Below are 24,122 nucleotides of genomic sequence, written 5' to 3' on the forward strand. Positions count from 1 at the left end.
GTTCGTTCAGGATATGGCTAACTGCTATTAAATATGCAGACTGGGAAAGTCCAGAAAACATAAAGGATACTTTTGGGGCAGCGGATTTACTAGGCAACGGATCTCATCGCGTGGTCTTTGATGTGGGCGGCAATAACTACCGAATCATTTGCAAGTATGCCTTTGGTGAAAGACAGGTTCATCTGTTTGTCTGCTGGATCGGCACGCATGCGGACTATGATAAACTTTGTAAGAATAATGAACAGTATACCGTTAATCGTTACTAGGATGGAAGAGCTAAAATATAAGGTTATCAAATCAGAGCGGCAGTACCAGGATTACTGCCATGCATTGGAAGCGTTAGTAGACGGTTCTGACCAGAGTGTGCCTGTACAGGATGAAATTGAACTACTAACTTATCTCATTGAAAAGTGGGACGAAGAACAGGACGTATTAGCAGAAGCCGATCCCATTGAGTTACTCACTTCACTCATGAGCGAAAGATCGTTAAAGGCTAAAGACCTGGTTGAGATTTTAGGTGTCAGTAAAGGGCTGGTTTCTGATATTCTTCATTATAAAAAGGGTTTATCGAAAGAAGTTATCCGAGTACTTTCCAGCTACTTTAAAGTTTCTCAGGAAGCCTTCAACCGGCCCTATAAATTGAAGGTCTCTGAAAATAGTCACTTGAAAAATGCAAGTGTCATGAATACAACCAAAGAGGTAGCCTAATGGATGAGTTCATCCACCGGAAGTAAGGTATAAAAGACCCTGAATCAGGACCATTCGGAATTGAGCATGGTCCTGATTCATTTGCTTTCTATTCAAAAATAACGATATTCAATATACGTTTATTTTTTAACTTCTCTCGGTGTTATTCCGTACTTCTCTTTGAACTTGATACTAAAGTAACGGCTGTTTCCAAAACCTACCATGAATGCCACCTCGTTCACATGGTAAACCCCAGTTTCCAATAACTTATACGCCTGCTTCATCCGAACTTCAAGGATAATGTCGTTTACGGTCAAACCCGTCAGAGATCGCAGTTTTCGGTACAGGGCCGATACACTAATTCCCATTTGATACGCTATTTCGTTCACTCCAAAATCCATATCTGATACATTCTCCAGCACCAGGTTTTTCAGTTTATCAATGAATTCCTGGTTTAGTTGATCAGCTAAACTTAGCATCTCTTTTTCTTCAACCTGACTACCGTTCTCTTCCCGTAGGGTTTCCAGAAGTTGCTGTTTAAGTACTTCTTTTGCCTTCAACAAATTTTGCAGCTTCAATTCCAGCACTCGAAAATCAAATGGCTTAATCAGGTAGTCGTCGGCTCCCGCTTGTAAGCCTTCAATGACTTGCGGAACCGTCCCTCTCGCAGTCAATAGAATGATGGGAATGTGACTCGTCAGCATGTTCGTTTTCAACTGCTTACACATTTCCAGTCCACTTAAGCCTGGCATCATTACATCACATATAATCAGATCTGGTAGTTGCTCGCTAGCGATTCTCAATCCATCCACGCCATTGTCTGCCTCTATAATCTGGAAACTCGCCCGGAACGTCTCTGCCGTAAAGGCCCGGAGTTCTTCGTTATCTTCAATTAATAATAAGGTTTTCTCCAACTCCAAAACGGTCTTCTCTTTTACTACGGACGATTCCGCATCTACAGGGGTTTGCTCCGCGTAGGGACTTTCATTCTCCACCCGAAGTTCCGATTTCAGGAAATGGCCCTCTCCTTTCAGTAATCGCACCGTAAAGTTTGTTTCTCCCGGTTGATCTCCATCAGCCTGCTTACTTCTAACAGTAAGCTCCCCCTGATGATGATCCACAATTTCTTTCGATAACGCCAGTCCAATGCCATAACCCGTATTGCTTCTACTGTTCACCTGAAAGAAATTCTGAAACAAGCGGCCCAGGTATTCTGGTGCAATCCCCATTCCATTATCCCTTACTTCAATCCACACACTTTCGCCGTCCTCGGTGACCATTATTTTTATGTCTCCTCCCTCCGGGGTAAACTTATAGGCATTGCTCAACAGGTTATAGAATACCTTCTGAATCTGAGCCAGATCGATCCAGACTCTCACGGGTGTGGGTGGAATCACCAGCTCTGTACGAATTCCCTTTTCTGAAGCCAGGTGTTCAAAGGAGGATAATGTCGTCTTCAATACCTTGACCACATTCTGCTCACTTACTTGCAAACGGCCTGCCCCTTTCTGCATCCTGCGGAAATCCAGCAATTCATTCACCAGCTTCATCAACCGCTCCGAGTTGTTTTTTGCGTACGCCAGATCCTTCCTGTTCTTCGGATCGGCCTCCAGAGCCTGGTACACTTTTTCCAGTGGACCGTTAATCAGGGAAAGGTGCGTCCGTATCTCGTGCGAAACATTCGTGAAGAAATCCAGCTTGGCCTGGTAGAGTTCATTCTCTTTTTTCACACTGTTTCGTAACCATAAAAATCGAAGGATTAAATATCCCAAACCTATCAGGAGCAGAAAATAGAGCACGTAGGCCGTCCAGGTTCGCCACCAGGGGGGTAATACTACAATGGTGATCCGAAGAGGTTCCGAATTCCAGTACCCATCGCCGTTAGCCGCCTTTACCAGAAAGGTATACTCTCCCGAGGGGAGATTCGTGTAGGTTGCGGAGGGCGTTTCTACGTAATTCCATTTTTTCTCAAAACCTTCCAATTGATAGGCGTACCGATTTCCCTCTGATCTCAGGTAACTTAAAAGAGCGAAGTTAAGTGTGAAAATATCCTGAGTATGTGTAAAAACCAGTTTAGGAATAGTGCTAATGGCTTCCTTCAAAATACCCGTTGAATCTCCCTCGGAAACATCTTCGTTGAACAATTTCAAAGACGTAAGTAGTAACGGAGCCGGCTGCTTATGAACGGATACCTGAGTAGGGTTCAGTCGCAAGACCCCATTATTCGTATTTATATAAAAATTACCCTGGCGATCCTTAACCGTACTATTCAATACAAAAATGGCATTAAATGGCAAACCATCCCGGTAACCATACGTTTGCATGCTGCCATCTTCTGGGTTATATCTGATCATTTTTGATTCGCCATTAATCCATAAGTAACCCAGATCATCTTCCTGAATATCAGTTATAATGCCTAAAATCTCGATCACCTTCTTTGAAATGGGCAGTACCACAAACTTGTTTTGGGAGGTATTAAAAGACTGGAGCTCCTCGCCGGTTGCCATCCATATTCTTCCCAAGCGATCTTCTATGATTCGATATACGGAGCTTAAGCTCTCTCCAACAAAAAACTCATCTATTGGTAACGATTCTTTTTTCAATAAAAACACGTAGTTTTTGCCCCCTACCCATAAGTTACCCTTTTTATCTTCCATGATAGTACTTGGACTAGTACGAATGGGAATCTTCGTATAATGAGCGGTGGCTTTGTGGAACTGGAGTAAACCAAATACACCTGCTACCCACAAGTTTCCCTTTTTATCTTCATGAATACCGTATATTCTCCCTTTACCTAAACTTTCATTGGTTTCAGATACATAAGGAAAGTCCTTCTGCTCTCCGGTCTTTAAGTTGATCCGGGTCAGCATCGAAACACCCCCGCACCAAAACTCCATTTCGTCACTCAGGTAAAAAGAACGGTACACATTCGTAGAGTTCTTTAAGTGTACTTTCGTGGTTAAAATCGGCTTGGTCAGCGTTTCATCAAAAACTACCATTTCACCCGTATCGCCCCCAAAAAACCATACTTTCCCTCCCTTCGTAGCCCCATTCCAGGAATCTTTTGACGACTGCCGCAAAATGCCAGAAGCGGGCCACCGGGAGAACTCCGGCAGGCTAGAGTTAAAATAGCTGATGCCCAGATAATACGCTCCCAGCCAGATTCCTCCCTGCGAATCTTTATAAATGGAATACAAAACATCGTCAGGAAGAGAATACGGGTTCTCTGGCTCATGGACGTACCAGTGGATTTTCTCCGTCGCTGGATCATAGTTAGCTAAGCCTGCCTGGGTTGCTAACCAGAGCTTCTGATGGTCATCTTTCAAGATTCCGTAAACGGTCGTTCTGGTTCCACTGGTAGTTTTGTAATTTCTGACCTCCTCAAATTGCTCGGTTTTCGTATTAAACCGAACTAACCCGGTAATATCCTCTCCACCTACCCATAAGACATCCCCTTCTGAGTGTACCGTGTAAAAAACATTAGCGGAAAGATTATCATGGCTTTTCTGACGGAACAACGTTACCGTTTTTGCTTTCTTCTCAAGCCGAACGAGTCCATCCATCGTAGCCAACCAGAGCTCCCCTTTTTTACCTTCTGAAATACCTCGTATCTTCTTGCTATTGCCTTGTATTTTGTTTGGGAAAACGTTTGTCAACCGAAGCTGCTCTTGCCTCTCGTCTATCAGAAACAATCCTTTTGATGTTCCCACCCAAATGTGATGTTCACGATCTTCATAGATACAGTAAAAAATTGCATCCGATGGAAACCCCTGGGGTAGAAAGGTTAAGAAGGAATCCTGTTCAGGAACGTGTAAGCTCAGTCCTCCTTTACTACCCACCCATATTCTTCCTTTTGAATCGCAGAAAACGCCCAAAACGTAATCGGTAAAACCTTTTTTGGACGTTTGAAGGTGATACTTTTTAAAGACTCGTGAATCGTAGCGATATAAGCCCAGGGTGGTAGCAAACCACATGAACCCCTGCTTATCCTGAGTAATGCCTAAAACGGTTGTTAAGGGGGCTTTGTCTTTTTCTGAAAAATGACGGAACACCTGAGCGTTTACGCTCAATACATGAGCTACTAAAAAGAAACCAAATAAGCAGAGAATAAAGTACTTGTGTACTTGCATAGTTTACAGTTTGGGGATTGGAAATTTTTACTCATCGTGCACGAATATTTATAATCAAGTTTAAATAACGCTAACCGCCTTATCTTTTTTCAATTCTTAATTACAAATACTTTTCGTTGATTTTAAACAGGGCGGCTAGAAGAACTTCTACGATAGAAATAAAAAGATTTTCTATAGACAAACTTCTAAAATTTCTTTACACAAAAAGAACCCGAACCTTTGCTATTTCTATTTGACAAGATTTATACTCCTATCTGGCAAAATATTCGCCTATCACTTCCTGGACTTTTCCTGAATATTGCAACTATTATCTATTGATAATTTAAAATAGATTCATTCCTGCCATCTGTATAGAAGGGTCGTAGATACGCTTCTTTACCCTGATAAGCTATCATTTTATGCCCTGAACCAGGGCTAGAATCTATGAGTGATCTGTACTAATGCTTGTAAAGCCTGCTTGAATTTTTATTGATGGAGTAGTAATAATCTGATAAGTAAAAATAGTTAGTTATTACCACTTTCGGTAAGCCCGACAAGAAGAGTATTCAGCGGCTTGGCAGCGTATTCCTTTCCGTCTCATAATCCACAAAACTATCGACCAAACTTGTACATCCCCTTTACATTGGCTTGGGCTCTTCTGCACCGATTAGCAGGTTCTGTGGTCTTTTCATCTGGTGTAGGCCCATCCCTCCCCGGCAATTTTCTCGCACTTTAACCAATTCATATCATAACCAATCCAATTTAAACAATGATCAAACTGAAAATCATGAAAAAAAATCTACTTATGATAGCCCGTTCGGACGCTGCCGCACGACCTGGACTGAAAGGCATCCTAACCAAGGCATTAACAGTGCTCTGTCTGTGGCTAGGCATCATGGCCGGCGTACACGCACAGGCCCCTTCGGTTACAACGAGCAAACTGTACGGAGGGACGCAAGCAGAGGGGCTCGGGAGTACCCCAGGGATTGGACATATGACAAGTCAGGGCTTTCCCCGTATTATCAAAACCAGCGACGGGGGCTATTTGATTGCAACCGTATCAGCCTCAATAGATTATGATGTGGCGAACTGTGGTGCTCATGGGCGAATGGATGCCTGGCTGATCAAAATGGCCGCAGACGGCACAATTCAGTGGAAAAGGTGCTATGGGGGTGGTGGGAATGATAATGTTATTTCCATCATCCAGTTAAGCGACGGTGGTTACGCATTTACAGGATATACTCACTCCAGCGGTACCGGAGATGTGCCCACTAACAGCTTTATATCATCTCCTGGTGATGCAGCTATGTGGGTGGTCAGGCTGAACGCTCCGGCCAATGCTACCACAGCACCTACCGTTATGTGGTCCAAGTGCTTCGGCACTTCCGGGGACAATCGAGGACAGTCCATCCTCCAGTCCACTGACGGCTCTTTGATAGTAGGGGGATATATCAGTTCTTCTATCTATCCCGGCGATGGATATGTGGCAGGGTCTTACGGATTCAATGCTGCTATGCTCAGTATAAACGCTTCAACTGGAGCCTTGAATTGGAACAAATGCTATGGATCAGACACTCAAATATTCGATATTGTCCAGAATCCCGACAATACCTATGCATTTTTGGGTACACATGTTTTGGATAGTTACAATAGATGTTACCGGGTGGTTCAGTTAGGCTCGGGAAATTCTCCCAGCATAACGTGGTCATATCAATTCACCTACCGTAACATGGTTCAAGTTGGTCTTATTAACCGGTTGAGCGACGGCTCTTATATGATAATGGCCAGTGAGCGGTTAGGAACCATCATGCGTGGCTTTGTAGCGGATGTGGCGGCACCAGGCACTCTGAAGTGGTCCGGATATTATGGTGCAAATAATGCGGATAACGCTGGTACTGTTTTGTTCGGTATGATAAAAGACCCCGACCCCACCAAGTGTATAATGGTAGGGTTTTCCAATTCACAAAACAATTTCCCAGACGGTGATATAACCGATCATAAGTATAGCTATAACAGTTACGGTGATAACAGTTACGACACTAATCATCTAGGACTCAACCTTGACGGCTGGGCCATGAAGATTGACCCTTCGGTAATAGTAGCAGACCCAAATAATGGTAATGCACTTCGCCCAAAACTCGTTTGGCAGAAATGTTATGGCAGTAGCTACTCTGACCAATTTACCGGCATCGTCCCATCCGGTAGCGGCTATGTAGTGGTAGGATATACTACTAATCCCAACAACACTAATAGTACCTATTATGGCGATATTCCAGCTAAAATTTACCAATCTGGTCAAGCTGGAGCCCCTCAATATAGAGACATTCCCGATATCTGGCTGGCCGGCCTGGGACCAACTTCGCTAACGTGTACGGCAGGTAGTACGGCTCCGTCACTTAATGGCACATCGGTAACGAACAGTTGCCCAACAACCACAGTCAACCTAAGCAGTCTTTATACCGGCACTCCACCTTCAGGCACCTCACTTGTGTGGTTTAACAATAGTAATCACACCGGTACGGCTGTTAGTAATCCCGCTGCGGCACCTACCGGGCAAACCTACTATGCTTTCTTCTACGACAACATAAGTGATTGCTACTCTCCGGCCTCGCAAGCAGTGACTGCAAATCCATCTCCATGTGCCGCAGCCAGCGTCGATTGTCCTAAAACACAGGTTAGTCCAGCTCCCGTGCAAGGCACCCCTAACCAGATGTTCCTGATTGTGACGGCTAACGTCACTACGGCAGGCTCCTTCCCCGTTTCGGTTTCCGGCAGTGGGTTTAGCCTTTATAATGGCGTAACAAGTGTATCTACTACCACCACGGGTGTACAAACCTTCAAAATCCCCGTTCAGTACGATGGCTCTGCGTTAGGTACCCTTACCTTCAGCCTGGGCTCGAATACCTGTACGGCCAACCTAAGCCAAAACGAGGTAGTCAATACCAATTGTAATACCTGGACGCTGGATAAATGTACGCCACAGGTTGTTCCACCGGTTCTCAAATAGTACGTGCCCGCTGTAGTAGCTTTTCACTTTCTTCTTACAAAAGAAAGCCTCTATTACTGAACATGTACTTAATCCATTACACAATGAACCGACTCATCAAACATCCCCTCTTTCAGGCTTGGTTAGCGTGGGCCGTTTTCCCGCTTTCCGTCCTGGGTCAGGCCACGATCAATCTCAATGATCATAATCCGACCACCACTGCCCCCGTGGCTGGGGCTACCCTTAACTGGTACACCAATGCCGCCGCAACCACTGCGGTAGCTAACGCCGCCAGTGCCCCTGCCGGACTCTATTACGCCGCTTATTCCATTCCCGGCAGCCCCGGGTGCATGGGCAAGTCCGCTCCCTTACGTTACGTGACCAGAGCCTGCGGAACCTCGTCGGTCAATCTGGCCGATTACGTGGAGACTACCGGTATGCCCACAGGCTATACCCTGAGTTACCACTCGGCCCTGCCCGCTTCAGCCAACAATGAACTAGCCAGCTCTACCGTAAGCCCCAGTAGCCTCACTACTTATTACGTGGCCTACAAAAGTAGTTCCTGCTACCATGCCGCCAGCCCCATTGTGGTAGGTTTGGCCACTTGTACTGGCACCCTTTCGGGAACGGTTTTCTCGGATGGTAATGGCAATGGCCTCATTGACGCAGGCGAGCTAGGTTCCAACCTGGGCTCTTCCAGCCTTACCGTTTATCTGGTCAATGCCTCCAATCAAGTCGTTGACAAAGCCTCGGTTAACCCCAGCACCGGTGCCTATACCCTTAGCGGTGCCCTCAACACGGCTTACCAGGTCGTCTTGAGCAACACGGCAACGGCCAACCCGGGGGATAACGCTCCGGCAGCCTCCCTGCCCGATGGGGGAACCATGCCCTACCTCAACACCCGGGAAAACTACGGCACTAACAACGCCGCCGGCTCCGGCGTAGAAGCCACCAATACCCTGCCCAGTGTGATCGCCGTCAACCCCTCGGGTAATGTCACGACCCTCACCTTCGGGATCAACAGCAAGCCCCTGGTCCAAAACGCCACTGCCGATAGCTCGCCTAATCCTGGCGGTACCGCACAGGCCGCTCTGGCTAGCTCGCTCTTCACCGGTCAAGACCGCGAAGACGCCCCCTTAGGCTATGCCTCGAACCTGACGGGGCGGACTGTGATCCTCTATTCCGCTACGGGTGGTACCCTCTACTACAACGGCAACGCGATCGCCAGTACCAACCAGACCCTCAGCAACGGTTCCCTACGCGTGAGCTCCGTTAACGATGTCTCTGCCATCGCTGCTACCACCACCATTCCTAACTTCGATCCCTCCAAGGTAAGTGTCGATCCTACCGATCCGGGGGCGACCCAGACTACCTTTGACTATGCCGTCATCGATAATGCCGGCGTGGCCTCCGATCCCAAAACCGTGACCGTGCCCTTTGCTGATGCGTCCCTGCCCGTGACTCTGGTCAGCTTCAACGCCAAAGCGATCAACACCGTGGCTCAGCTTACCTGGGCTTCTTCGGTGGAAAAGAATACCGACCGCTTCGAGATTCAAACCAGTACCGACGCTGAACGCTGGCTGACCCTGGGTCAAGTCAAAGCCGCCGGAGGCAGTACTTCAATGAAGTACTACGCCTTTACCCACGCTCAACCGGCTCCGGGCATCAACTACTACCGACTCAAGATGATTGATCTGGATCAGACCTTCGCTTTCAGTCGGACGGTTAGCGTTGAATTCGACAAGCTCATGGTCAAGTCCTTGGTCTACCCCAACCCGGTTTCTGACGTGCTCCAACTCGGCGGAGTCGAGCTCAGTACAGTTAGAAAAGTCGAGCTCATCAATGGGCAGGGCCGAGTCCTCTACTCGGCCCCTGAGTGGAGTCCCGAGGGCTTGAAGGTCACTGCCTACCCCAACGGCGTCTACCTGCTCAAGCTGTCGCTGACGGATGGTTCGGCTCATACTCATAAAGTACTCATCGCCCGCTAAGGCAACGCAGGTAAATTATTCTATACTTACCTACCAAGTACTTTTATTTTCACCTTTCCAGTATCCAGAGCCTCGTCGTATCGGCGAGGCTCTTTTTGTAACCCCCTGATTTGTGGCTCTTTCACTCCAAGCCCTTTTAGGTCTCCAAGCCACGCCCCTATACAAACCTGAATATCCTCTCTACTTAAAGCCTATTTATCTATTTTTCTTTATCGTCCTCCCCACTTACCATCAAATTTTCATTAAAGCCCTATTTTTTAAACCTAGACAAGATTTTAGTACTATTTAGGCAATTTTATCCCTATTCCCTTCTAAGAAAATGCTGGAACATTGTCTCACATTAAACAGGGCCTTCCCTAATTCGTAGGCCCTCGCTCTAGTCACCCAACTAGGGCTTACTCATCCCCAACCCTACTTATTTTTTTCATCATGCCTGGCTATTCCTCTCTCCTGCCTCCCCTCACCATTGCCATCCTCGACAACCGGCCCATGTTCACCAACGGGCTCAAACAGGCTCTGGAAAGGGATGCCCACACCGTGCTCGAAGCCAGCGACTGGGCCGAGCTCGAAGAAAAGCGAAGCGATGCTCCTTTGGACCTGCTCTTGTTTAGTGCCCATGCCTGCTCCGATCAGCAGATCTCCCTGTCCCTGGACTCCTTTCGCCTCCATAACAAATCCTGTAAAGTGGTCATGTACGGCTACCGTAATCCCATTAGTTCGCTGCTGCCCTTTTTTCACGGACGAATCCAGGGCTACCTGCCCGAGACTTTTACCCCCACCGACCTGGAGGCCTGCCTCCGGCAGCTCCAAAGTGACCAGCTCTACATCAATACCGACCTGGTCTATGACCTGCTCTTGACCCGGCTTGCTGACCCCACTAAAAAAACCGTCATCCTCAGCCGCATGGAAAACACCGTCGCCGATTATCTGTTGAAAGGCATGAGCGTTTCCAAAATTGCCGAGCTCATGAATCGCAAGGCTCCCACCATCAGCACCGTCAAGAAAAATATATTCCGCAAAACCAACGTCGATAACATCCTCGACCTGGCTAAAATCCTCAAACCTCACTAAATCCCCCTTGGCATTATTGGAAGAATTCTCTAGGGCTTAAGGCCACTCATCCTTTCAGAGTGTTTCAGGATTTTCCATTCTCATGGCGACGATTCTGTGCGGGTAGGCGAAGGCCTTTCCCTTATTCATACTAACCAGTCGTTTCTACAAATAAGCAATTTACAGATCAATGAGCCCAATTCGCTTGGGCTCATTGATCTGTAAATTGCTGGAATCTGCCATCTTCTTTGAATCGCCATCCAATCAGGGCCTAAGCGTTTATATCTCTTAGCCTGTCATCCAGAGTGAAGCGAAGGATCTTACTGATCTTCCCGTACCCTTCAGCCAGGAAAGATTTCATGACGCTTATGAACTGTATACAATCCACAATGAAGGTATCGTCAAAGACACCTATTAGACATCTTTAAGACGTCTAATAGGTGTCTTAAAGATGTCTATATATTAATGCAAAACATTGTAGATCAGGATACAAATTGATTTTATTTAAACTTAATTAGATGGATGTCAAAGTCATACTTGTGAAATTTTACTGGAAATTATGACTTATTACGCCTTCACCATTAAGAATAGGGAGGCCACTAAGCTCCATAATTTCACAATGGATGACAGCTAGAAATAGAGAAAGTATGCCCCATTTGTCATCTCGAATGTAGAAAGAGATCTTCCGTGGAATGGAGTTAGTAAATCTTTTCTTAAGCCAAGTGAATTTGATAAGTAAGAAAGAGCTTTGGATGACATCGGTAAAGAGATAGTTAGTAAAGTAAAGACAGATAATATTGTTCATTCTCTGTCAGGCTGCGTTGCCGAAGCATTCATCCAGCACCGCATACAATTGCGGACGAGCAACAGGGGGCCTATTTTAAAGATCTCTCCTCTCATGAAGAGGATTGGTGGAGAGTTATCTTATACCTCTAGCCTGTCATCCAGAGCGAAGCGAAGGACCTTACTTAGCTTAACAAATACAGTTGACTTCAGAGAAGATTTCGTGACGATTATCCATTCATTATTAAAGACATCCATGAGACACCTTTAAGACGTACCTAAGACGTCTTAAAGGTGTCTCATGGAAACTATAAATCCCTGTTAGTGAGACCAAAATCTATTTTTCTTTAACCGAATTAGAACCTATCTAAAATTTATAATTGTAGAAACCCACTAGGCATCATACCTTCTGAAATCTGTACAATTCGATTGAGAACAGGAGGGCATTCCTTCATTTAAGATGATAAGCTTGAGGGATAACGGCAGATAGAACCTGCCTTATCTTAGGAACGAGATGGCATCTCGCACCAGAGGGAAAAGGAACATACGTTATTTTTACCAGCGATGCTGGCTAGCTTTTTCGTTGGCTGCTCTTTGAAGTTCAACGGCTCCCTGCCGTCGCTCGGCTCTGGCGATGTTTTATCTAAAAAAGCATTTTTAGTGAGTATCCATTGGTTTGCATCCTATCGGCCAGAGGCCTACAGCTAAGTGGTCACTCGGCCAGAGCCGAGCGACTGCGAGAGCAGAGAACCACCCTATGACATAGGCCCTTCGCTTCGCTCTGGATGACTGTGGGAAGAAGATAGCAATAGGAGTAAGTACCCGTTCGTTCGCGACTGTGTCGCACACAAACAAGGGTAATAATAATGAGTAGATAAAAAATAAGGTACTTGCACAGCCTCCCTATTTCTCATTTCTAGACAGCATCGTAAAAACCAAAGATTAATTACTGAGTGAAAAGCGTTCGCTACTAGATTCAAAGCAATTTCTGAAATAACCCTATTGGATGTTGAATTGCTTCTTTGAACACCTTTCCAAAGAACTTAATTGAAAAATGATCATGACACCTCGCGTCCGTCACTAAGACGTCTTACGTATGTCTGTAAGACGTCTATTAGGCAACTTTTATCCATACTTCCTTTTTCAATATTACATAACCTATTTGCTAATAAAAGTGCGTCTATAAGGTGTCTTATAGACATACGTAAGACGTCTCTAGAATGCCTCAAAACCTACTATATCATTTAAACTACTTTTTTAAATCCCGATGTATGACTGATCAAAGTCAAAGAACAATAAACTGGATAAAGTGCTTGGAATCAATTAAATCATTTCCTTATTTTGGTGTCTTAAAGACGTCTTTAAGACATACACAAGACGTCTTCAATCTGTCTACAACTATCAATACCTATCATGGTCATTACAGTAGGAGGTACCAAAGGAGGCACAGGGAAAACTACCATCGCTACGAATGTAGCCATCTATCTTACCCAGCTCGGCAGGGACGTTTTACTCATCGATGCCGATGATCAGCAAACGGCCTGGGATTTCTCAACCTTCAGACATGAAACGCTGGAAGGAAATCTGGGATATAATCCGATCAAGATGAATGGAGAAACCATTCACACGCACATTCGCAACCAGTCTAAGCGATACACGGATGTGGTCATTGACACGGGTGGGAGGGACACTACTTCTCAACGTTCTGCTTTGGTAGCTTCCGACGTGTATCTAATTCCGTTAGTTCCGCATATGTTCGAAATGTGGAGTCTGGCTAAAGTCGATCACATGGTTCGTGAAATTCACACCTTTAATCCTGGTCTGAAAGCGATGGCGTTTTTGAATAAGGTAGAAGCCCGATCCATCTACATTGAGGACAGTGTGAACTTGTTGAAACAGGCTACTGACATTGAGTATCTGAATGCTCCACTAGGCAATCGAATTGTTTATGTGCATTCATCCGTGCAGGGGCTCGGCATTGGCGAATACAAGCCTGCCGATAAAGTAGCTACGAAAGAATTTGCCGATTTAATGACGCTGGTTCTGGAAAGGGCTGGCCAACCTACACCAAGCAATGGCTAAAAAGAAACCAGGACTCGCCATGCCGAAATCTACACTGATGTCGGCGGCTGAATTAGAGGAACAATTCATCCAGAAAGGAGGGACATCGCCGACGTTGAATGTGGAGCCTGCGACGCCCCTTGAAACTGCTGAGCAGGAAGATACGGACGCGATACACCGCTTTACCTTACGCCTTCCCAAAAACCAGAAGAAGGCTATCGACCAGGCCATCAGTAAAGACCCGATTTTAAAGCGATTAGGAGCTACGCATTACATTCTGACGGCCATTGAAGAGAAACTAGCCCGGGAATCAACATCCAAGCCGAAATAAAGATCATAAGGCTCGAATCATCGAGCCTTATTCATTAGTCCAGAGAAAATCCCAAGTTATCAGCCAGCGGCTGGAAAGTAGTCTGAATTTGTTTTATCTTCTCTGGGTGTTTCTGCTGGAAATAATAAAGCTTTAAACCCTGTATCATTCCCGAACCATCTTTCAGTTGTTCGGCCAGTGTGGCAGGCGTAATAGCTAGTTTATTAAAAATGGTAATAGCAATCTCTAAGTGAACGGGAATTCGCTCCTGCTGACTCAAGGCTTTTACAAACTCAATAAAGTTTTGCGATTCCTGAACATCCCTTAAGGCCGATACCATTACCTCATTGATGCGATTGGCATACAAGTCACGTAAGGTATTCCGAGCGATTTCTAACGAATCTTCCACCTTAGGTTTGGAAACCGTATGCACGACGGGCGAAGCTTCGCCTTTCGCTTTCTTCCGGGTAGCCGCTTCCTTGCTTGCAACTACTTTGGCCAGATAAGCAACCGGATTTTTGATATCGTTACGCTGTTCGAGATAATCAAATCCCAGTTCCAGGTTATTTTTTACCTGATCCGGGCCATACTTGTCAACCCAGCCCTGATAAGTCGCTTTAGAAACAAAATACGTTTTCAGGCGAGTAAACAGAGGGTCCTCAGGAACCAAATCATCGGGATCAGGAAGAAAATCCTCTGGCTCATCCGAACTTGTCAGCTCTAGTGTCGGCTTACCCTCCAGTACAAAACAAACGGTGTGTGTCACACGCTGCCGTTTCACATCCGTAATATCAAGGATCTGAATATCCGTTTCCCGATTTATTTCGTCCATACAACGCAGGAGAATCCTATGCTTGAAATCAGAATACTTCTTGTAGGAGTCTTTGGGAACCGAAAGCATGAACCGGAGCTCGTCAACGGAATACTTGGGATAAGTAGTTTGCTGGCGAAGCCGATGCTTTAAAATCATGTAAAGTTTTATTGCATACGGTGAAGATAGCAGATACAAATATTTAGTAGAAATATTCAGGTACTCACTTTTGAGTTGCAACAGGTAAGGTTTCAGATCAGGATGGAACCGAACCAGAATGTGTGTTTTATCATCTTCCAGTAAAGGCTCTGCCTTTTTGTCAAGCACAGGAATGGTAATCTTATACGGCTTTCCGTCGATATCTCCGATGCGGGAAAAAGTACGATGCGATAGATTGAACACTGCCTCCCTCAGGAGATCGTATTGAAGGCCTGACCCGTGTAAACCATTCTCCCGTATGATTTCAGTGATACTGATGCGTTGTAAAGCAAATTCATCATCATCCCGGTGGAGCATTGCCAGCAGGTGGAAGAAAACGCGATACTCGTTAATAGAGAAACTACTTTGAGCTTCGATCAAACCATCCTTGCCTGCTTTAATCTGCACATATTTCTTCGTAGGAGTAGTATCCCGAATTTCTTCAACAAAAAGAGGCTTTGAAATTTTTGCCATAATTTCGAAAAATATGTCGCCGAAAATAACAACAAGTATCTGATAATCAACGACTTAATATTGCCGTAATGTAAGTATCAATTAAGTACCAAAGATAAATGAAACGATCAAATGACCGAAAAATGTGTCGCCGAAATTTATAAACGACATATTTTTCGAAAAATATGTCGCCGAAAATGCCTTAGCTAAGACAACTCAAGTTAGGGATCTGTATGCCAATGAATTGCCTAAATGGAAAGTTATCCACAATAATATCTTTTGTTTCGAAAAATATGTCGCCGAATTCGAAAAATATGTCGCCGAATTCGAAAAATATGTCGCCGAATTCGAAAAATATGTCGCCGAATTCGAAAAATATGTCGCCGAATGCCTTGTAAGTTTCTGTATATCAATTAGTTACGAAGACCAAAATAGATATCAAAATATAAATCAAAATAAAGTCAAAATCTTTTGATTGATTTTGACTTTTTCGAAAAATATGTCGCTGAATGATTTAAAAATGGATAATGATTGAATATTATAGTAGTATTGAATCATTATTCGGCGACATATTTTTCGAAGAAAATAGATTTAATCAAATAGAAAGATTTCTAAAACGAGAGGATTCATTTATTTGATAATAATTATAACGTTTTAGTAACGTTATAATTATTATTATAATCTATTCATCAATGACAGCTTCTAAAACAGACTTTAAGATTCTCTTAAATCACTTGAGCTAAGGATCTCAAATGGAAGTTTCAAAGCCGTGTAACCGGCATGGTATAATTTTATAATAGCTGCCGAGATTTCTCTTTTGCAGGTGTAAAGCCCCTCCAGAACGCTTATCCTCTTCGCAAACGTCCATAATACTCAATCGGTAAGTTTTAACGCATTCCTGTCAACATTTCAGGCAATCTGGAACATCTGTTCCTAGGTTTCAAACTTCGCAGTATGGGTTGTCTAGCTTCAATCGATAATTCCTAGAACCTTACCATCGAATGTAAAAGCAAATTGTTAGGTCATTTTTCCTTTTCGTTGCTACTGTATTCCATCGTAAAGTATAGCCTTTAGAGCGTGTTCCCTGTCACTTCTCAAAAGTATCTGAAGAGAGTAGAGTGGTAAGTACCTCATATTTCACCTCTAAACTTACCGTCAAGCCCCGATCTACTCCAGGCTGGAGGATGTCATCAGTTTAACAGTTTCGAGTTTATATCACTAAAACTATAGCTAATAGGCACCGATATTGTCTCTTGGTATAATCTATCATGCTACATAATTTATGCGTACTGACTTTTCTCAAAGGTTTGTACAATCCCAGGGAATTGACTTAGTAGGTCTAATCCCAAAATTAGTTACCCTTCTGATTATACGCTTACCATCCATCGAATCAATGAAAAATAATTAAAGATTTTAACGACATATATTTTAATGACTATTACTACCTACTAGTGTTAATAATTTACATAAAAATAAAACTCATAAATAAACAAATGTTTAAAGAAAATCCATACAAATTATCAAATACAAAATTTATTCTATATTCATTTCAAATAAATTGTATTTACAATTTAAGGTGCCTGCCATTACATTTGCTAATGACAGATTATTCAAAATAAAGGGCAAACTATTTTGTTACTGTTATGAATTAACCCCATCTTTAACTTATACCGTTCTAAATAAGAACTATAAAATATAACAGGTAAATAAAAGCTATAGTAAAAGCTTTTATTTACCTGTTATTAGACTATATATGGTATGATCAATATGTTTGATAAAGAAAATAAACGCTTCTATTGTAAATCTATATCCATCATTATAATTCTTAGAACATTTCTAATTATGTGGCTACCAACTAATATATACAATGGCAACAACTACTTAAAGCTATTTGCAAGCAAAAAGCTATTAATCCACGTAGTATTAACTTACATATCTTAAGTAACTTCAAAATATATTTATTACTGTAATAGTATACGAACAAGCACTTCATTTTATAAAAAATATTGATTGTAAAATGAAGTGCTTATAGAAATAAAATTAAAATGCTTGATATCACCATTGCAATACCAGTTAAGAACGAAGAAGAAAATTTAAAAAAATGCCTAGATTGTATAGGTAGCGATTTTGCTAAAGAAATTATAGTGATTGACTCAAATAGTACGGATAAAACTCAGGCAATAGCTCAATCAGCAAACGTAACTTTATTAAACTTTGATTGGAATGGGTTATATCCTAAAAAAAGAAATTGGTTTCTACAGAACTATAATATACAAACAAAATGGGTAATGTTTCTAGATGCAGATGAAATGTTAACCAAAGAATTTAAAGTTGAGCTAGCAAAAACGCTGAAAGGGACGAATAAAAGAGGATTTCGTTTACAATATTCTGTATTCTTTCTTGGTAAAAAATTAAAAGGCGGTTACCCTTTGCGAAAGCTAGCGGTGTTTCAAACTGGATTAGGGTTATACGAAAAAATTGAAGAAAACTACTGGTCTAATTTAGACATGGAAATTCATGAACACCTTCTTGTCGAGGGAGAAATAGGCATAATAAAGAGTAAAATAGATCATTACTACGATAGAGGTATTTCTCACTTTTTACATAAACATAACGAATACAGTAATTGGGAAGCTTATTTATACTACAACAGTATAAACTCTAGAAATAACAGAGAAAAAATGACCATTTTTCAAAAAATAAAATACTTACTAATTGGAACTTCATTATTAAGTAATTTATACTTCTTAGGCAGTTTTTTTTTCATGAAGGGCTTCCTGGATGGAAAAAGGGGATATATTTTTGCTAAGCTTAAAGCTGGGTATTTCTTAAATATTTATTGCAAAATAAATGAATTAAGAATCAACAATGAAATTTTAAACGATCGCCAGTAAAATACTAATAAATTTACAATAGTATTTGTGTTTGAAAAAATTATATGAATACAAATAAAATATACTGGAGAATAAGAAAGTTAAAATCATACTTTTATCATCTTGGATATAAATTGATGGGTATGAAAATAGGTAGAAGAAATGTATTGCCAATAATTTATGCAAATCATTATAATCAAATATCGATAGGAGATACATGTAAGATTGAGCCTAATTGCGTCTTTAAATACGAAGGTGTATTAAGTAACGTTCCATCCATTAACATATTAAATGAAGTATTCATAGGAAGAAATTGTGAATTTAATATTACAGATGGCATTACGATAGGTAGTTATTCATTGATAGCTTCTGGTTGTAAATTTATCGATCATGACCATGGATTTGATCCAAACTCTTTAATCAAAAACCAGTCTTGCTATCAGGAAGCTATATTAATAGGAGAGGATGTATGGATAGGATGTAATGTTATCGTACTCAAAGGTGTCCATATAAATAACGGAGCTATTATAGGTGCCGGATCTGTAGTTACTCGTTCTGTACCAAGTTACGAGATTTGGGCAGGCGTACCAGCTAAAAAAATTGGCACTCGTCATTAACTAAGGAGACATAAAAGATAAAATGAACGTAATGCAGATTATAATACAATTAAGCTGATATACTTCTGAGGTAATTAACTATATCAGTCTCAATCTATTATCTTATGATTCTATAAAATATAGTAAGTTTTATTAATCCTAGTAACAAAAAACGATCTGATTGATTTTACTCAATTATTAAGTTAAAAACTAACTAATAACAGTAATATACTTACAATAATCGTTTTATACATAACCTATCTTTCAGATTGATTTTTAAAAATCAGCAGCTATCAGTCCTTAGTTATAAGATAGCTTCCGTAGGCAAACGTTAAGCATTTGTGGATCTACTGACCGCCTATATCAGTGTATTTATTCCTCTAAATATCACCTAATTTATCAGATAATAAAATCACTATTTAATCTCAAAAAGGGTTAAATATATATATATTTATAATATATATATTTAACATAAAAACCAGCTAGATGTAGCTCAATAATAAAACATTACTGTTAAAGCCGACGACTCTAAATAGTCTATCATACGTTATATTTGTAGTTTGGTTTATCTAATAAATAGATTATTCACTCTTTTTTTGAATCGTATTCGCATACTAAACTAATCTAATTTTGGTTATTAAATCAATACATTATTAATACCTGTTATAGCTATCTTTTAAACATATTTTATCAAAAGATAGTATCGTCAAAAATCGAGTAATCTTACTTGGATCCTAACCAATTCATCCTGCTATAGCAATATAGTTGTTTTTTACGATTATCACCCACAACTAATCTATAAAATTATCATTTAACGCTCATAATTGGTCTTTTTTAGTATTTTAATAACAAATACATGAGAGTTGTATATTTAATTTTTATTTGTTTTTTTTTTTTTAATGCTAGTGCTAAAATACAACAGACCGATCCATTTCAGCAAAATATAGTCAATTATACGGATAACAATGGGCTTCCGCAGAATAGTATCAAAAGCATAGGTACTGATGAAGATGGCTTTATATGGCTAGCCACAGAAAATGGAATAGTTAGATTCGATGGTCAAAAATTGAAGGTTTTTAATAGAGGGGCTACTAGTAAAACTGAAAATAGAATAAAATCCTTTTTTAAGTTAAAGAATAAAAACATATTATATGCCTACAATCAACAAAATAATTTTTTTTCAATTAAAAAATCTGAAGTAAAACCAATAAACATAAAAAAAAAAGAAAATATAAAACTTATTTCAGTAACCATACCTCATTCTTTAATAGCGTTCAATTATAATAATCACGATTATCTATACATTACTACTATAGGAGATAATATCTACTATAGAAAAGACGATGTAATATTTGTAAAAAAAAAATCAGAAAAATTAAAATATTTATTTAGTGTAAGCTTTAATATAAAAATTTTTTCAATTGGTCAAAAAATTTGCGGTCTTGATTGCTCAGGAAGTTTTTTCATATGGGATGATCTAAAGAAGCAAAAATATTTTGTAAAAAGCAAGTTCTTCCAAGAAATTGGCAAATCCTATCAATTACTATGGAATCCTGTTGAAAATCAAGTAGCAGTTTCAACGAAAGATAAAATATTTATACTTAATATTTCGCTTGATTATTCTCTAACTGTGCATTTAGTAACTAATACCTTTGATTGTAAAAAGAATAATATACATATTTTCTATTACGATGTTCTAACTCAAACTCTTTTACTAGGCAGTCAAACGAATGGCTTATATGTAATAACGAATAAATATTTCCGTACGTTAGAAGTGCCTACCGATGGAGCTGATAATGTTTATTACAGCCAAGTAGAAATTGATAAATTCAGTGTTCTAACTCCGCAGGGTAATCTGTTAGGAATTCGTCATAAATCAGTCAATCATTTATTAAAGAAGATTGCCACTGGAGATTCTAAAACACACTTTGTAAGAGATTTTAAGCAATACATATGGACTAAGAACAACAAAACTTTATACAGGCTCAATCCTTTAGGCGAAAATATAGTATTTCAACATACTTTTTCTGACGTAATTACTGCCTTTCATGAAGGTAGTGATGGGTGTCTGTGGGTAGCTGTTAAAGATGTAGGTATCTACATGATCCAATTAAATGCACAGCCTATTTCTTTAAAAATTCATACTCCTTTCAAAGGTCCAGACATTACTTTTCTACTCGAAGAATATGGAAATACCCTATGGCTTGGTACAAATTCAGGCTTATTCAAATTAGAATTAGCTACAAATGAGCTGTTTGCATTTAAACATTTTCATAACATACATATAAACAGTATATACATATCAAATCCTAGAGAAGTTTGGGTTTGTACTTATGGAGAGGGTATATTTTTAATCCAGAATAATCGTATTACTAGCTTTCCTAGAGATAGATATGATTACTTATTAAACGCTCATTGTATTGTCGAAGACGACCTGGGATTTTTTTGGATATCTACCAATAAAGGTCTATTCCAAACTCGTAAGCAGTATTTACTTGACTATGCTAATTATAATATTGATTCTCTAGAGTTCAAATATTATGATCGGAATAGCGGATTTTTGACCAATGAGTTTAATGGAGGTTGTCAGCCATGTGGGCTAAGGCTCTCTAGTGGATATATTACATTTCCATCCTTACAAGGAATTGTGTTCTTTAACCCTACTACGTTTAGAAACCCTATCCATATTTACCCTTTTCTTATAGAGGATGTGAAGGTAGATGAACAGAATGTAGCTATAAATGATACACTAATACTATACAAGGGAAAGCATCTAATCGAATTTAATCTAGTTACTCCATTATTTAGCAACGATTATAATGTAAGCTATCGTTATCAGGTACTAGATTTCAGTTGGCATATCAACGAATCAGGACTAGTAAAATTACTTAAAGATTTTCCTGTTGGCCATTTCCAGCTAGTTATACAGAAGTATAATGTTCTTGAGAAGGATTACATACAAAAAAAGATAACAATCATTGTAAAGCCTTACTGGTATCAAACTTCTTTATTTTACCTTTTTTGTGGTTTCATAGCCTTTGGTATCGTTTACTTATGTATTCAACTAAATTCAAGAATACTGCAAACTAAAAACACATTACTTCAAAAACGCATTGCTGAGAAGACGCATGAATTACAAACCGCTTTTGATCGTCTTAACCAACTTACCAGGAACCTTAACTACCAAATCTGGATCCAGCATCAATATATAAAGGTGATCAATCACGACATCCGTACACCACTGAAATACACCTATCAAGCTGCTAAAAGCTTGTTGCAGCAGTTAACTTCGAGCAAGGCCTCTTCTGAGTCTATCACTTACGGTGAGGCTATCGCAGAATCTACTCTTCATACTTATGAGTTAGTAAACAATTTACTTCTATCTATTCAAGCTCAGGTTAGTAATCCTCAGCAACAGGCTTTTGATTTATCTGAAGTATTAACAGCTAAAGTAAATTTTTTTAAACCTTTAGCTGGAGCCAATGAAACTCACATCGACTGGCTCCCCAGTAGTGATTTGATCGTAAAAACTAATCGCACTCAGTTAGAGATCATCATTCATAATATTATGGATAATGCGGTGAAGGCTACTTACTATGGAACTATTAGGGTAGTTACTGAAAAGAAAGAAGATAGTATTAAATTGTCCATTTCAGATTCCGGTGATGGTATACCTATTAAAATCGTTCAATGGTTTCATAGTTCTGCAAATAATTTTGATGACTTTTCTGGGTCGAATGAAATAGGATTCGGTTTTGTAATCATTAGGGAGCTGGTAAAGTTACTTGACTTAAAAGCCCAAATTATAGTTAATGATAGTGGTACTTGTTGGGAATTGGAAATTCCTACTTTGTAAGTCTATCATAAATTGTTGAAACTAAGGTCTCGACAGACTTAGGTCCCTACTGGCCAGCTTGATTTAGATCTAGCCTCCTGTAGGGACCTTGCCACTCCGCTTTCCTGCTCTAAAACTAATGTGAAGTTTATAGTAGTCGACTCGATGGGCCTTACCCTGTATAGAAAGAAGGGAAATCGCGGAGGCATACATGACGCCTGCGTCATAGCCAGCAGAAAGTGCATCTGGATTTGATGAAGCTGTTTACGATTTCTCCTGCATTACTCGCCCTCTAACGAGATCTGTGATACATCTATTCTCACACCCTTACTCAAATACATTGATTTGGTGAAGGAAGAAGCCTATTCTAAAAATCTATGTAATGTTCGGAAAGTAAAGCGATAGTGGCTAGAGAAAAGCCACCATCGCTGAGCGGAAATTACGAACGGAAAATTATAGATAGGGTATAATCAAAACAGTTATGTTCCAATTCAAAACACTATTCCGTAATTGATTATTTAAAAAATCAGGGTAGCTAACGACTCATTACTTCAATCAGATCTATCTTAAATTATGCAACAGCAGTGTCGCCTCAGTGTATTAGCTCAATTATTTAAATTTAAGCATATATATTAACATATATCAATGTATATTAATTGCTTAGCTGTATAAGCTTACTAAGCTGTAGCGTGTTCGTGACATTTAGTTTTTCAAATATTTTAGCTTTATGGGTACTTACAGTAGATATATGTATATTCAAAGTATTAGCTATCTCTGAAGTACTTTTGCCATCCACTAGTAATTGAACAATTTCTTTTTCTCGGTTAGACAATAACTCCAAGGAATTAGTATTAACAGTATTACCATTCAAAAGCCTGTTTATACCTTCATCTTTTACTTTATCGCTTAAATACTTCTTATTATTAATGATAGTCTTAACGGCAATCTCAAAATCTACATTAGAAGCTTCCTTCGACAAAAACCCATCTGCTCCTGCTTTTATGTAAGGAAGAGCGTACAATCTTTCATCATAACTTGAAAAGACCATGATTTTAAGTGATGGGTTTATTCTTTTCAGAATAGAAATCATACCGATACTATTACCTCCTGGAATATTAATATCTAAGACTACAAAATCGAATTTTTGATTTTTCAAAGTAGCTATTACCTGTTTGAAATTCTCGCACTCTACTATGATTGAATCTGATAGTATACTCTTAATTAGATGCTTTGTTCCTAATCTAACAATGGAGTGATCATCTACTATTAATATGCGTAACATACGTTTATGTTGTATATGAAAATTAGTAATTCGCAAATATAATCAAACCAGTAATAATTGAATAAGTATTTTATATCAAATAAGTTTGATAAATGATCTC

The 24,122-nt window shown here is 40.3% G+C and carries 13 protein-coding genes; 10 read left to right on the forward strand and 3 right to left on the reverse strand.

Annotation, left to right across the window (positions count from 1 at the left end):
• Together QE390_RS00600 and QE390_RS00605 are read left to right on the forward strand one after the other, a co-directional pair.
• The coding region (locus tag QE390_RS00600) for a type II toxin-antitoxin system HigB family toxin (protein ID WP_307140655.1) at positions 1 to 266 on the forward strand (266 nt) is incomplete at its 5' end.
• A gap of 1 nt (position 267) precedes the next feature.
• Entirely contained in the window at positions 268 to 708 is a 441-nt protein-coding gene (locus tag QE390_RS00605; RefSeq protein WP_307140656.1) for a type II toxin-antitoxin system HigA family antitoxin, read from the forward strand.
• Positions 709 to 827: 119 nt separating this feature from the next.
• On the opposite strand, the gene QE390_RS00610 is transcribed toward QE390_RS00605, so the two are convergent.
• Positions 828 to 4,817 carry a hybrid sensor histidine kinase/response regulator transcription factor gene (locus QE390_RS00610; RefSeq protein ID WP_307140657.1) on the reverse strand — a complete coding sequence of 1,330 codons (3,990 nt, stop codon included), beginning with the start codon at positions 4,815 to 4,817 and terminating at the stop codon, positions 828 to 830.
• A gap of 1,708 nt (positions 4,818 to 6,525) precedes the next feature.
• On the opposite strand from QE390_RS00610, the gene QE390_RS00615 reads away from it, so the two are divergent.
• The 5 genes from QE390_RS00615 to QE390_RS00635 all read left to right on the forward strand — a co-directional run bounded on the left by QE390_RS00615 (position 6,526) and on the right by QE390_RS00635 (position 13,995).
• Entirely contained in the window at positions 6,526 to 7,803 is a 1,278-nt protein-coding gene (locus QE390_RS00615) for a hypothetical protein (protein ID WP_307140658.1), read from the forward strand.
• An 83-nt stretch (positions 7,804 to 7,886) separates the two neighbouring features.
• Entirely contained in the window at positions 7,887 to 9,770 is a 1,884-nt protein-coding gene (locus QE390_RS00620; protein ID WP_307140659.1) for a T9SS type A sorting domain-containing protein, read from the forward strand.
• A 429-nt stretch (positions 9,771 to 10,199) separates the two neighbouring features.
• Positions 10,200 to 10,841 (forward strand): LuxR C-terminal-related transcriptional regulator, encoded by a 642-nt coding sequence (locus QE390_RS00625; protein WP_307140660.1) that lies wholly within the window; start codon positions 10,200 to 10,202, stop codon positions 10,839 to 10,841.
• A 2,175-nt stretch (positions 10,842 to 13,016) separates the two neighbouring features.
• Positions 13,017 to 13,685 carry an AAA family ATPase gene (locus tag QE390_RS00630; RefSeq protein ID WP_307140661.1) on the forward strand — a complete coding sequence of 223 codons (669 nt, stop codon included), beginning with the start codon at positions 13,017 to 13,019 and terminating at the stop codon, positions 13,683 to 13,685.
• Positions 13,686 to 13,704: 19 nt separating this feature from the next.
• Entirely contained in the window at positions 13,705 to 13,995 is a 291-nt protein-coding gene (locus tag QE390_RS00635) for a hypothetical protein (RefSeq protein ID WP_307140662.1), read from the forward strand.
• Positions 13,996 to 14,029: 34 nt separating this feature from the next.
• Here the strand turns inward: QE390_RS00635 and QE390_RS00640 are convergent, their stop codons facing one another.
• Entirely contained in the window at positions 14,030 to 15,457 is a 1,428-nt protein-coding gene (locus QE390_RS00640) for a replication initiation protein (protein WP_307140663.1), read from the reverse strand.
• 2,024 nt (positions 15,458 to 17,481) lie between these two features.
• On the opposite strand from QE390_RS00640, the gene QE390_RS00645 reads away from it, so the two are divergent.
• From QE390_RS00645 to QE390_RS00655, 3 genes are all read left to right on the forward strand, one after another.
• On the forward strand, positions 17,482 to 18,330 hold the full coding sequence (locus QE390_RS00645; RefSeq protein ID WP_307140664.1) for a glycosyltransferase family 2 protein: 849 nt from the start codon (positions 17,482 to 17,484) through the stop codon (positions 18,328 to 18,330).
• Between the two features lie 44 nt (positions 18,331 to 18,374).
• Entirely contained in the window at positions 18,375 to 18,926 is a 552-nt protein-coding gene (locus tag QE390_RS00650) for a DapH/DapD/GlmU-related protein (RefSeq protein ID WP_307140665.1), read from the forward strand.
• Positions 18,927 to 19,761: 835 nt separating this feature from the next.
• Complete coding sequence (locus QE390_RS00655; RefSeq protein ID WP_307140666.1) at positions 19,762 to 22,761, forward strand: two-component regulator propeller domain-containing protein; 3,000 nt, start codon at positions 19,762 to 19,764, stop codon at positions 22,759 to 22,761.
• Between the two features lie 631 nt (positions 22,762 to 23,392).
• On the opposite strand, the gene QE390_RS00660 is transcribed toward QE390_RS00655, so the two are convergent.
• Positions 23,393 to 24,022, reverse strand: coding sequence for a response regulator transcription factor (locus QE390_RS00660; protein ID WP_307140667.1), 630 nt, complete (start codon positions 24,020 to 24,022; stop codon positions 23,393 to 23,395).
• Between the last annotated feature and the right edge of the window lie 100 nt (positions 24,023 to 24,122).

It is taken from the genome of Siphonobacter sp. SORGH_AS_1065 (assembly GCF_030818595.1).
In the GTDB taxonomy this organism is placed as follows: domain Bacteria; phylum Bacteroidota; class Bacteroidia; order Cytophagales; family Spirosomataceae; genus Siphonobacter.